Source organism: Ensifer sp. ENS10 (assembly GCF_014852025.1).
In the GTDB taxonomy this organism is placed as follows: domain Bacteria; phylum Pseudomonadota; class Alphaproteobacteria; order Rhizobiales; family Rhizobiaceae; genus Ensifer.
Map to the genome: position 1 here is coordinate 535452 of NZ_JACVAS010000004.1, position 12019 is coordinate 547470.

Annotated in this window: 8 protein-coding genes and 1 pseudogene; 3 read left to right on the forward strand and 6 right to left on the reverse strand. The window is 62.7% G+C overall.

The window, feature by feature from the left end; genetic code table 11:
• Positions 1-81: 81 nt before the first annotated feature.
• Positions 82-3159: an autotransporter domain-containing protein gene (locus tag IB265_RS18310; RefSeq protein WP_057251271.1), complete on the forward strand. Its 3078-nt coding sequence runs from the start codon at positions 82-84 to the stop codon at positions 3157-3159.
• Complete coding sequence (locus tag IB265_RS18315; protein WP_057251272.1) at positions 3159-3698, forward strand: invasion associated locus B family protein; 540 nt, start codon at positions 3159-3161, stop codon at positions 3696-3698. Before IB265_RS18310 ends, IB265_RS18315 begins: the two co-directional genes overlap by 1 nt.
• Before the next feature lie 41 nt (positions 3699-3739).
• On the opposite strand, the gene IB265_RS18320 is transcribed toward IB265_RS18315, so the two are convergent.
• Together IB265_RS18320 and IB265_RS18325 are read right to left on the reverse strand one after the other, a co-directional pair.
• Positions 3740-5533 (reverse strand): PAS domain S-box protein, encoded by a 1794-nt coding sequence (locus IB265_RS18320; protein WP_057251273.1) that lies wholly within the window; start codon positions 5531-5533, stop codon positions 3740-3742.
• Positions 5534-5736: 203 nt separating this feature from the next.
• Positions 5737-6495, reverse strand: a complete 759-nt coding sequence (locus IB265_RS18325) for a sulfite exporter TauE/SafE family protein (RefSeq protein WP_057251285.1) — start codon at positions 6493-6495, stop codon at positions 5737-5739.
• A 239-nt stretch (positions 6496-6734) separates the two neighbouring features.
• Between IB265_RS18325 and IB265_RS18330 the strand changes: the two genes are divergently transcribed.
• Positions 6735-8078 carry a PLP-dependent aminotransferase family protein gene (locus IB265_RS18330; RefSeq protein ID WP_112994023.1) on the forward strand — a complete coding sequence of 448 codons (1344 nt, stop codon included), beginning with the start codon at positions 6735-6737 and terminating at the stop codon, positions 8076-8078.
• A 37-nt stretch (positions 8079-8115) separates the two neighbouring features.
• On the opposite strand, the gene IB265_RS18335 is transcribed toward IB265_RS18330, so the two are convergent.
• The 4 genes and pseudogenes from IB265_RS18335 to IB265_RS18350 form a co-directional block, all read right to left on the reverse strand.
• On the reverse strand, positions 8116-8580 hold the full coding sequence (locus IB265_RS18335; RefSeq protein WP_057251275.1) for a MaoC family dehydratase: 465 nt from the start codon (positions 8578-8580) through the stop codon (positions 8116-8118).
• A gap of 42 nt (positions 8581-8622) precedes the next feature.
• Positions 8623-10233 (reverse strand): MDR family MFS transporter, encoded by a 1611-nt coding sequence (locus IB265_RS18340; RefSeq protein WP_057251276.1) that lies wholly within the window; start codon positions 10231-10233, stop codon positions 8623-8625.
• A 46-nt stretch (positions 10234-10279) separates the two neighbouring features.
• Positions 10280-11482: an HlyD family secretion protein gene (locus tag IB265_RS18345; RefSeq protein ID WP_192494948.1), complete on the reverse strand. Its 1203-nt coding sequence runs from the start codon at positions 11480-11482 to the stop codon at positions 10280-10282.
• A 403-nt stretch (positions 11483-11885) separates the two neighbouring features.
• A pseudogene (locus IB265_RS18350) lies at positions 11886-12019 on the reverse strand (hydrolase); the annotation flags it as partial.

Genomic DNA, 12019 nt, shown 5'->3' on the forward strand with positions numbered 1-12019 from the left:
CGGCCCATGACCGCGCTTTCCCGGCGTCACCGTTCGCCTGGGAGTTGTGCGCCCATCGATGCAAAGGAAAAGGGGCAGACATTGAATATCTGTGCAAAGGCGGACGTTTCGAGAATCAACCTTCTGAGTTCGACAGCGCTAGGCCGCGTCGGTCTCGTCTCGATGATGCTGGCGGCTGTGCCGCTCATGCCGTCGCCGGCAAAAGCGGCCGGACTGCTTGTTCCAAACGATGAGACTTGGTCCAGCGATCATACGATCAACGGCAATCTCGTGATCCGCGGCCGTCCCGCTGGCGCGACCCTGACCATCAACAACGGTGCCGTCGTCAAGAGCCTCAACGGCTACATCGCCGACGGGAGAGGTAGCGTAGGTACGGTCGTGGTCTCCGGTTCCGGGTCGACCTGGGACATTGTCGATGCCAATCCGAATGGGTACCGCGTGCTCTATGTCGGCGGTTTTGAGGGTGGCATCTACGGCGGCCGGGGCACTCTGATCGTCGAAAACGGCGGAAAGGTATCGGCCAAGGAGACCCATGTCGGCGCTCTGCAGGAGGGAGACGGAACGCTCGTGGTGCGCGGAGCCGGCTCCATGCTCACCACCGACTATCTGGGTGTCGCCGACGGCGCCCTGACGCTCAACACGGCTGCGGTCAGGATCGAGAACGGCGGCCTTATCAACTCCAAGACGGCTTACTTCGAAAACGGCACGGTTCTGGTGACCGGTGAAAATTCGCGTTGGATCAACACGGGCGAGCTCACGGTCGGCGACAGCCTCACGATCGAAAGCGGCGCCGTGGTCTCGACCAACACTGCTGTCCTGCGCGAGGATGAGAGCGTCGACACCATTCAGGTGTATGTCGATGGCGCCGGCAGCGAGTTCAAGGTCGCCGACAAGCTGACGATCGGCGAAGCCGGACGGGTCAACCTTTCCGTCGCCAACGGCGCCAAGCTTTCGGCCGGCGGCGGCATCGTGCTTTCCGATATCGGTGGCATAAGCAACGAAGGCATGGGCAACCTGACGATTGGCGGCAAGGTCGACCTGAATAATATCGCCGAGCCACGTGCTCGGCAGGCGCAGGCGGCAGGCACGGTCGATCCGTCGACGAAGATCGATTTTGGCCCGCGAAAGGGTTACGTCAACTTCAACCACACGAACACCGGCTATGAGTTTGCCAACACGCTCGCCGGCAAGGGTACGATCAGCAATTTCTCCGGGGAAACCATCGTCAACGGTGACCTTACGAAATTCAACGGCAAGGTGAACGTTTCCGGTGGCAAGCTGGTTCTGAAGAGCAACCTCGACACGATCGATAACGACCCGGATAACGGCCCCCTGGACTACAGCGAGACCCGGTTCGAAGTGACCGGTGGCACGCTCATCGTCGATGGTGAGACGGGACGGGTACAGGGCGATCGCTTCTATACCAATGAGGTGAACGTGTTCGGCGAGATGAACCGCATCCGCGATCCGAGCTCGACCTCTTTCGGTAGGCTCGGCGGCTCCGGCACGGTTGGCGACACGTATATCGACTCCAAGGCGATCATTTCGCCCGGCAACAATTCCACCGGCACGCTGACGGTCATGGGCCGACTGGATATGGCGACCGGTTCGATCTACGAGGCGGATGTTGCCGGTGACGGCCGTTCCGACAGGATCGTCGTCAAGAGCATTGGCACCAACGAAAACTCCGGTATCGCCAAGATCGGCAGCGGCACGAATGTCCAGGTGACCGCCCTCGACCCCAACACGAGCTACAAGACCGGGCAGACCTATACGATCCTGACAGCCGACCGTGCGATCGAAGGAAAGTTTGCCGAGGCTATCTCGAAATCGGCGTTCCTTGAGGTCTCGCTTGACCAGAAGGAGAAGCAGGTCGACCTCAAGATCAAGGTCAAGAACGGCGGTACAAAGCCAGGCGAAGAGCCGAAACCCGGCGAAGAACCCAAGCCCGGTGAACCGAAACCAGGCGAGCCGAAGCCCACCGAGCCCGGCGTCTTCGAAGGCGAGGCTGCGACCGGCAACCAGCGGCAGACGGCACTTGCGCTCAACACACTTGCCCAGAGTGGCCCATCGCTCGGGCTCTACAATGCGCTGACCATCCTCGACGGCGACGCGGCACGTCGTGCCTTCGACCAACTGTCCGGCGAAGTCCATGCTTCGGCGCAGACCGCGCTGATCAACGACAGCAGCCTGCTGCGCAATGCGGTGAACGACCGCATCCGCGACGCCTTCGGTGACGTGGGTGCTGCGAGCGTTCCGGTCCTTGCCTATGGTCCGGAAGACAAGATCACGACCGGTGCCGTCGCCGCCGTCAACGCCGTTCCCGCCGCGCCGCCGGCGATGGTCGGCTGGGGCCAGGTGTTCGGCTCGTGGACCAATACCGACGGCAACGGTAACGCCGGCAGCCTCGACCAGTCGACGGGCGGTTTCGTCACTGGCTTCGATGCAGCGGTCTCGGACAATGCCTTGATCGGCATCATGGCCGGCTACAGCCGGACGAACTTCGACGTCGACAGCCGTGCCTCCAGCGGTGACAGCGACAACTACCACCTGGGCGTCTATAGCGGCGGTCGCTGGGGCGATGTCGCGCTCAGGTCCGGCCTCGCCTACACTTGGCATTCGATCAACACGTCGCGCAGCGTTGCCTTCCCCGGCTTCACCGATCAGCTGAAGGCCGATTATGACGCCGGGACGTTCCAGGCATTCGGCGAAGTCGGCTACCGCATCGACCTGCCTGATGTGGCGCTCGAGCCCTTTGCGAACCTCGCCTATGTCAGCCTGCACACCGACGGCTTCACCGAGCGCGGTGCCGCGGCCGCCCTGTCGAGCAAGAGCAACACGACCGACACGACCTTCACGACGCTCGGTCTGCGCGCTTCTGCTCCGCTCAGCCTCGGCGCGACAGATACGAAGGTGCGCGGCATGCTCGGCTGGCAGCACGCCTTCGGCGACACGACGCCGTTCTCGACCATGGCCTTCGGCACGGGCAGCGCCTTCTCGGTTGCCGGTACGCCGATTGCCGAAGACGCGGCAATCATCGAGGCCGGCATCGATTTCGCGCTGACCGGCAATGCCAGCCTTGGCATCACCTACACCGGACAGTTCGGCTCCGGCACGACGCAGAATGCGGTCGATGCCAAGCTTGATGTGCGCTTCTGATGCGTCGGCTCGTCTGGCTATCGACAGTGCTGATGGCGACCTTCGTCGCCATCACGCCGCTTTACGGAGAGGACGCGGCGGCCGGGACGGCTGCCGCGCCCTCTCAGCTTTCTGAAACCTATGAGGACTGGAGCGTCGCCTGCGCCGAGGCCGAGGGTAAAAAGCATTGCATCCTGTCGCAACAGCAGTTTCACAAGAGTGGCCAGCACGTGCTGACGCTCGAACTTCGGCCGGCTGAAAACGCCGCTCTGGCGGGGAGCCTCGCGCTTCCCTTCGGCCTCTATCTGGAAAAGGGCGTAACCCTCGGTGTTGATGAGGCGACCGGCGGCAAGCCAACGCCCTTCCGCACCTGCCTGCCCATCGGCTGCATCGTGTCGTTGACGTTTACCGAGGGGACGGTCGCATTGCTGCGCAGCGGAACGGCCCTGAAGATCGGTGCCTTTGCGAGCGATACGGAAAAGAACGTGACATTCTCCGTGTCGCTCAAGGGATTTGCCGCAGCATTGGATCGTGTGCTTGTGCTCTCCGGCAGGGCGTAAGCCGCTACCGGGCGCGATGCTCGGGGGTTGCCCATGCGCCGTTAGGGTGCGGTGGGTTCGTCCCACCCACTTTGCAGGGCCGCGTCGACCGAGCACACCAGGCCCGTGGGATGGTAGCTGATCTCCACCTGGCCATTCAGTTCGGCAGCCAACAGGGTTTGAATCAGGCGCGAGCCGAATCCTTTGCGCGATGGCTGCTTTACCAACGGCCCGCCGGATTCCTGCCAGCGCAGCGTCAGCCGGGTCGGCGTGCCGGCCTGGAGCGACCACGTGATGGAGACCCGCCCGTTCCCGGTCGAAAGTGCGCCGTATTTGGCGGCGTTCGTGGCGAGCTCATGCAGCGCCAGGGACAGCGATACGACCATCCTCGGCGGAACCTGGATCGGCGGGCCGGAAACGACGAACGTCTCCTGCGAGTAGGGGGAGATCGCCTGGTTGATGATCGCCTTCAACTCCGCCCTTTCCCAGTTGCCATGGGTGAGCAGGTCGTGCGCCCGTGCCATCGAAACCAGCCGCGCTTCAAAAGCCTGCACCTCTTCGGCGTCCGTGCTGTCGCTGCGACCGAGCGTCTGCCGGGCAATGGCCAGGACGGTTGCAAGCACGTTCTTGATGCGATGGTTCAGTTCACCGACCAGGACGGTCTGCAGGCGCTCCGCCTCCTTCCGCACGGTTATGTCGTGGGCCAGTTTCGAAGCGCCGACGATGCTGCCATAGGCGTCGTAGATCGGCGAAACGCTGAGCAGGACATCGACGCTTCGACCGTCCTTGTGGAGCCGTTTGGTCTCATATGGCTCGACCTTGAGGCCCGCATTGACCTGCCTGAGGATCGCAGGCTCTTCGTCAATCCGGTCTTCGGGAACCAGCGTCATGACGGAGCGGCCGACCATTTCCTCGGCCGAATAGCCGTAGAGCCTTTCGGCCCCGGCATTCCAGGTCGTAATCCTCATCCGGAGATCGATGCCGAGAATGGCGTCGTTGGAGGATGCGATAATGGCCGCAAGGCGACGCTCGACCTCCTGGGCTCGCTTGCGCTCGGTGATGTCGACGATGACGGCGGCCGCCTCGCGAAAATTGCCGCGCTCATCGCGAAGCGCGGAGACCGAACTCGTCACCCAGACAAGACCACCATCCTTGCGCAGATAGCGCTTTTCGATTTCGTAGCTTTCGCCGGTGCTCGCCATCGTCTTGAACAGGCGAGCGCTTTGGGCGACGTCTTCGGGAAACGTGATGTCGTGCATCCGCATCGTCAGCAGTTCGGCTTCGCTATAGCCGACGATTTCGCAGAACCGATTGTTGACCAGGAGGAAGCGGCCCGTCAGGTCCATCTGGCAAATGCCGGCGGCCGACTGCGAGAAAATGGCGCGAAGCCGCTCTTCGTTGGCTTGCAGCGCGCCCTCGAATTTCACGCGTTCCGTCGTTTCATTGACGATGCAGAACACGCCCCGAACCCTCTCTTCTTCGTCCCGGACGGGCGAATAGGAAATATCGAAGTAAGCCGTTTCGGGATAACCGTGTCGCTCGATGTAGAAGGGACGGTCTTTCGCGACCACCGTCTCGCCGCGTTCCAGCACGCGTCGCAGCAGAGGTTCGAGGTCGCTCCAGAGTTCACCCCAGTTTTCGCGCGCCGGGCGCCCCAATGCGCGAGGATGCTTGTCTCCGATGGTCGGCGCATAGGCATCGTTGTAGAGAGCGACGAACTCCTCGCCCCAGAACATCACGATCTGCGCCTGCGCCGGCAACATGATGTCGACCGCAGCCGCCAGGCATGGCGGCCAAGCCTCCATGGGGCCGAGCGGGCTGTCGTCCCAGCGGTAAGACTGGATCAACCGACCCATCTCTCCTGCTGCTGTGAAAGGGGCGCTGCTCTGCAGGGTGAAGTACCTCGCTTGAATGGCCAGAGCACTTCAACCCTTTGAGAAACTTAGGTCAATACGCAAAGTGAAAAGCTTTGCGGGCGCAGCCTGCGCAATACGCCCCTATGGCGCGAGATGTTGCTCCGTCGCAAGCATCTTCTTTGCGCAGGTGGGCGATACGACGGTTAGACCAGAAAGCCGGAAACGCCGTCCCATAGTAGTTTCAGCGCCACCAGAACCAGCAATCCATAGCAGGCGCGATAGACCTGCCGTTGGTCGAGCATGCCCTGGAGCCGCCAGCCGAGCGTAACGCCGCTTGGAATGGCGAGCAGGCAGATCGCCATCAGCACTCCGAGATCGGCGGTTGGCTTCGCCAGCAACAACCACGGCAGGGCCTTGGTTGCATTGCCGACGGTAAAGAAGAGGCTCGTCGTTCCCGCGTAGACCTCCTTGCTGAGACCGAGCGGCAGCAGATACATCGCCAGCGGCGGTCCGCCCGAGTGGGCGACCATCGTGGTTATGCCTGAGGCGAGACCGGCAGAAATCGCCTTCGGGGTCGAGCGTGGGCGTGCCGTGACCTCTGCGCCCCTTGCCAGCCACAGGCCGACGAAAAGCAAGGTGGTTGCCGCCATCACGATCGCGACGGTGCGGTGATCGAGAAAGCGGAACAGCAGATAGCCGAGCCCGATGCCAATCACGAGCCCCGGAAGCAGCAGCGCGAGGTCGGGGCCAGACCAGGTTGCCCGCTTGAAGTAGCGCAACCCATACAGATCCATCGCCACGAAGAGCGGCGCGAGAAGGCCGCCAGCGGTGACCGGGTCCATCACGACCGACAGCAGCGGGATGCCGACTATGGAGAAGCCTCCGCCAAACGCCCCCTTCATGAAGCAGATCAGGAATACCCCGGCAAAGGCGACCAGGATCGTCGGGACGGTCAGTTCCATCGGAGTGCCTCCGCATTCGCGCGCGTTGAACGCGACAGTGGTCGGTTGGTTGAGAAATACAGGCATTGTCTCGTTTCCAGCCCTTGCTCCGGGCGTGCGATGCCGCCAGCCTGAGCGCGCTTCGAAAAGAGCGCTCGGGCCTGCGAAACCGTCGCGGTTCCGGGCGAATGGGATTTGATGAGAATAGAATGTTCCGATATAATTCTCGGTGCAATTGAAACATTGTACTCGGTGCAATAATGTCGAGGTCGGAATACCTGAAGCTTGCCGACACGATCGCCGCGGAAATTGCGGTTGGGTCGCTCAGGCCGGGCGACCGCCTGCCGCCGCAGCGTAGCTTTGCTTATGAACGCAAGATTGCCGTATCCACGGCAAGCCGCGTCTATGCCGAGTTGTTGCGCCGCGGTCTCGTCGTCGGCGAAGTGGGCAGGGGCACCTTCATCTCCGGGGAGGCGAGGCGAGGCGTGGCGGCGCTCGCAGAGCCGCGTGGTGTCCGTACCGACTTCGAGTTCAACTACCCGATCTTGCCCAACCAGACAGCGCTTATCGCAAGAAGCCTGGAGGGGTTGGCTGCTCCTGCCTTGCTCGACGTTGCATCGCGCCAGGCGATCAGCATCGGAACGCCGGCGATCAGAAACATTGGAGCAGCGCATCTCTCCAAGGGCGGCTGGTCGCCCAGTCCTGAACACCTCGTTTTCACCGGCAATGGCCGGCAGAGCATTGCTGCGGCTCTCGCGGCTGTGGTTCCGGCGGGCGGGCGCTGCGGTGTCGAGGCTTTGACTTATCCCTTCGTCAAGGGCATTGCCGCTCGGCTCGGAATTGCGTTGGTGCCGCTTTCGATGGACGAAGGCGGGGTGCGCCCCGACTCCGTTGAAAAAGCGCATCGCGAGGCGCATCTCTCGGCCATCTACATCCAGCCGGCGGTCCAGAATCCGCTGGGCGCGACGATGAGTGAGGCGCGCCGGGCCGATCTTCTGCGGGTCGTCGAGATGCTTGATCTTCCTGTTATCGAAGACAATGTCTATGGGTTCCTTGACGACGAGCCGCCGCTTGCCGCCCTCGCACCGGATCGCTGCATTGTCGTCGACAGCCTCTCCAAGAAGGTGGCGCCCGGCCTGGCGCTCGGCTTCATCGTGCCGCCCGAGCGGCTACGGGAAAGTGTGATCGCCTCTGTGCGTTCGGGTGGATGGACCGCGACGGGATTTGCCTTTGCGGCGGCCGAGCGGATGATGGCCGATGGCACCGTTGCCGCGCTCATGACGATGAAACGCCTTGATGCGCAGGCGCGGCAGAAGCTGGCCGCCGCTCATCTCCAGGGCTTCGAGGTCAAGGCCAACCCAAAGTGCTACCATCTCTGGCTGACGCTGCCGCCCCATTGGCGTTCGCAGACGTTTGTTGCGGCTGCCGCCAGGCGCGACATTGCATTGACCCCGTCGACGACCTTCGCCATCACGCCGGGCCACGCGCCCAACGCGGTCCGGCTCGCGCTGGCCAGTCCGGCAATGGATCAGCTCGACATTGGCCTCCGCACGCTGGCGGCGCTGCTGAACTCTCGGGAGGACGATTTCGTCTCGACGGAATGAAAGTCGCCCGCCTCTGCATATTCGAGCTAAATCGGCGTCAACCCGCCGCTTTCCGCTGGAGGACGAGTTTGGCCTTGAGGTTCTGCACCACTTCCCCGTGCTGGTTGATGGTGCTGCTGAGAACGACGGCGATGCCTCGATCAGGCTTCGAGCGGGAAGGTATGATCTCCAGGACCTCGCTTTCCACATGCAGCGTGTCCCCGGGGCGCGTCGGAGCCGGCCAGTTGATTTCTCCGCCGGCGCCAATGAGACCGCCGGCAAATGGCAGGCCCGTCTCGACATTGAGACGCATCGTGATGGCGGCGGTGTGCCATCCGCTTGCAGCCAGACCCCCAAAGAGCGTGTCCTTGGCCCTCGCCTCGTCGATGTGAAACGGCTGCGGGTCGAACTGCAGAGCGAAAGCCTTGATCTGTGCTGCGTCGATCGTGTGGGTCCCGCTTGTAAAGCGTTGGCCCACATAGAGGTCGTCCAGAAAGAGACGACCGGGCGTCGAATTGCTCATAACCTGCCTCCTTTCAGTGCACGTCTTTTGACCTGCAGACATTCAATGGGCGCCGCCCGCACCTGCGCCGCCAAGCTGGATCTTCCGGGTGAAAAGCAGGGCGATGGCGGCGAGCGCCAACACAGTGCCGATCACCGCGAAGGTATCACTGAACCCCAGGATAAGCGCCTGGCGGTGAACCGTCGCGCCGATCACGGCGATCGCCTTGTGTTGTGCAACCGCGACGTCGGATACGCCATGGGTCATGAAGTGCTGGGTCAGATCGCTGATCCGGTCACGGACCTCATCGCGGGAAAGCGTGACGGACTGGCCGATGATGTTAGAATGGAACTGCTCCCGCTTGGTCAACACAGTCGCGAGCGTGGCCGTTCCAACCGCGCCGCCGAGATTGCGCAGCATGTTCGACAGGCCGGAGGCGGCGGCCGCGTCGCCAGGCGCGATGCCGGCGGTCGTGATCACCGTGATCGGCGTCAGCACCAGTGCCTGGCCGATGGCGCGCACGATATTGGGCACGAAGAACTGGTCGCCGGCGCTGTCGAGCGAGAGCGTCGTGTTCATGAAACAGCTCGCTGCGAAGATGCTGATGCCGACGAAGCCGACGTAGCGCGCGTCGAACCGCTTCATCAGTGCCGGCACGAGCGGAATGATGAGGAGCTGCGGTAAGCCGGTCCAGGCCAGCACGAAGCCGATCTGCTCGGCATTGTAGCGCTGCACCTGGCCCAGATACTGCGGCAGGATGTAAACGGTGCCGAACAGCGCCACGCCGACCAGCACGTTGACGAGAACGCCGACACCGAAGTTGCGCTGCTTGAGCAGGCGTAGCTTGACCAGCGGCTTTTCGACCTTTAGCTCGATGATGACGAAGGCGGTCAGAAACACGGCTGCGATCATGGCGAGCTTGACGATGAACGGCGACTGGAACCAGTCGTCCTTATTGCCTTCCTCGAGCACGGTCTGTAGAGCCGAGAGCCCGATCGCCATGGTGACGATGCCGGCCCAGTCGCCCTCTTTGAGCAAGGACAATTGCATCGGCTTCTTCTCGAGCGTGAAGTAGAGCGCAACCACCATGATGATGCTTGGGGGCGTGTTGACGAAGAAGATCGACTGCCAGCCGTAGTTCTCGGTGAGGTAGCCGCCGATCGTCGGGCCGATCGCCGGCGCGAAGGTGACGGACAGGGCGAAGAGTGCCAATCCGAACGGCTGCTGCGTCTTGGGCAACCGGGTCAGGATCATCGTGAAAGCCATGGGGATGAGCACGCCGCCCGCAACGCCTTGCAGACCGCGCAGCACGATCATCGAGCCGAGGTCATGGGCGAAGGCGCAAGCCGCGGAAAAGATCGGGAACAGGATCGCATTTGCCAGGATATAGCGCCGGAACGAGAAGACGCGGCTGAAGTAGTCGGTAAGGGGGATCACCACGATCTCGCCGATCAGGTAGGAGGTCGATATCCAGGCGCCGTTGTCGACGCCGGTGCCGATCCCGCCCTCGATGTCGAGCAGCGAGGCGTTGGTGATCTGGATGTTCAGGATCGCCATGAAGGCACCGATCAGGCCGGCGAGCACTGCGATCCATGCCGTCGTGCTCGCCTTTTCCGATGGCTCCGCAGCGGCTGGCAGCGAACCGGGCGCAACTGTATCAGCAATGGTGGACATAACACCCTCCTGCCTTGTCTATGCGTTCACTTGAACGCACGGCGCTCTAGTAGATCTTTCCCGACTTTGACGCGACCTCGGTCGCCGTCGGGTTGGTGTCGATGGTCGGGTAGACCGACATGCCGGGCCGCAAGGTCACCGATCGTGGGGTTCCGCGGTCGAGCACGATCTTGACCGGGATGCGCTGCACCACCTTGGTGAAGTTGCCCGTCGCATTGTCCGGCGGCAGCAACGCAAATTCCTGGCCGCTCGCCGGCGCGATGCTGTCGACGTGACCCTCGAAGACCTGCCCCGGGAAGGTGTCCACTTCGACCGTCACCTTCTGGCCGGGATAGACGTCGGTGAGCTGGGTCTCCTTGTAGTTGGCGACGATGTAAGCCGCCTCCGTCGGGACGACCGCCATCAGTTGGGTGCCGGCCTGCACGTATTGACCGACCCGCAGAGTGCGGTTGCCGATCACGCCATCGATGGGGGCGGCAAGCGCAGTGTAGGAGAGGTTCAGGCGGGCCTGGTCCTGCGCCGCCTTGGCGCTGTCGAGTGCTGCCTTCGCCTGGGCGACCTCGGCCCTGATCACGTCGAGCTGCTTGGTTTCATTGGCAAGTGCCGCCGTGTCACGCGTTACCGCTGCACGGGCGGCCATGATGCGCGAGGCCGCCTGCTGGGCATTCTGGATGGTGCCGAAGCCCTGTCTTGCAAGCTCGGAGTAACGCTTGTCGTCCTGCTCGGCAAAGGTCTGGTCGGCCTTGTCGGCCTCGACGGTCGCCCTTGCCGCGTCGATCGCGGATTGCTGAGCCACCAGGGCCGACTGCTTGTTGGAGATGTTGGCTTCCGCTGCCTCGACCTCGGCCATGGCCCGCTCGAGGCTCACCTTGAAATCGCGGTCGTCGATGCGGGCGAGGATCTGTCCTGCCTTTACCCGCTCGTTGTCGGCCACGAGCACCTCGGCGATATGGCCGGAGACCTTGGGCGCAATCGTCGTGCTGTCAGCCTTCACATAGGCGTCGTCGGTCGACACCTGGAAGCGGCCTGTCGTCCAATACCCCCACCCGAAATCGGCGGCGGCCGCCACGGCCGCGACGGCCACGGAGGCGAAGAGCAGGCCGCGCAGCCACCGCTTTGCGGGCATGTTCGAGGCCGGTGTCACGGCAGGCAAGATCGCAGGCAGTTCCTCGGGGAGCCGAATGGTCGGCATTGTCTCCGCAGTAGGCGAGGGGTTTTCGATGATGGCGATTGGCGTGTGCTGGTTCATGACCGGTTCCTTTCCCCGGTGTGGCGGGGCGTCCAAAACGCCCGTCGCCAAATTAGGAAAATTATTGTTTTCTAAAATGCGCGCGCGGATCCAAATTGTCAATCGAATTTGGAAAGCAGTTGTATTCCTTAATGCCAAGGTCGCAATCGAGCGCCCGCGACAGGGCTTGCGACACGAGGTGACCCAAGCTGGATCACCACCAGAAAGCCCTAGCCGCTGTCCTGCTGCTGCGCGATCCCAGGCCGCAGAACCAGGGCGGGCTTCCGCCCCAGGTGACGCTCGCGAGCTTCCTGCATCTTCTTTTGACAATGACATCGCATAAACGGAGAGGCCGGCCCCCTGCGGGGCCAGCCTTGCCATTCACGCCGAAGCGATTGCGGATGTTCGCTGGTCCGGGCCGGGCTCACTTCGCCGGGTTCGGGCCGATCGTCTTGCCGTGGCTGACGCGTTCGTCGCCCTTGTGAACCATGGTGACGGCGTAGTCGATGCCCATGCCGTAGGCGCCGGAATGCTCCTTCACCAGCGAAGTGACGGCAT

Bases quoted from the DNA above. Each gene is read 5' to 3' on its own strand.
- IB265_RS18315 (WP_057251272.1), top strand. From the start codon at position 3,159: ATGCGTCGGCTCGTCTGGCTATCGACAGTGCTGATGGCGACCTTCGTC.
- IB265_RS18330 (WP_112994023.1), top strand. From the start codon at position 6,735: ATGTCGAGGTCGGAATACCTGAAGCTTGCCGACACGATCGCCGCGGAA.
- IB265_RS18325 (WP_057251285.1), bottom strand. From the start codon at position 6,495: ATGGAACTGACCGTCCCGACGATCCTGGTCGCCTTTGCCGGGGTATTC.
- IB265_RS18345 (WP_192494948.1), bottom strand. From the start codon at position 11,482: ATGAACCAGCACACGCCAATCGCCATCATCGAAAACCCCTCGCCTACT.
- IB265_RS18340 (WP_057251276.1), bottom strand. From the start codon at position 10,233: ATGTCCACCATTGCTGATACAGTTGCGCCCGGTTCGCTGCCAGCCGCT.
- IB265_RS18335 (WP_057251275.1), bottom strand. From the start codon at position 8,580: ATGAGCAATTCGACGCCCGGTCGTCTCTTTCTGGACGACCTCTATGTG.
- IB265_RS18320 (WP_057251273.1), bottom strand. From the start codon at position 5,533: ATGGGTCGGTTGATCCAGTCTTACCGCTGGGACGACAGCCCGCTCGGC.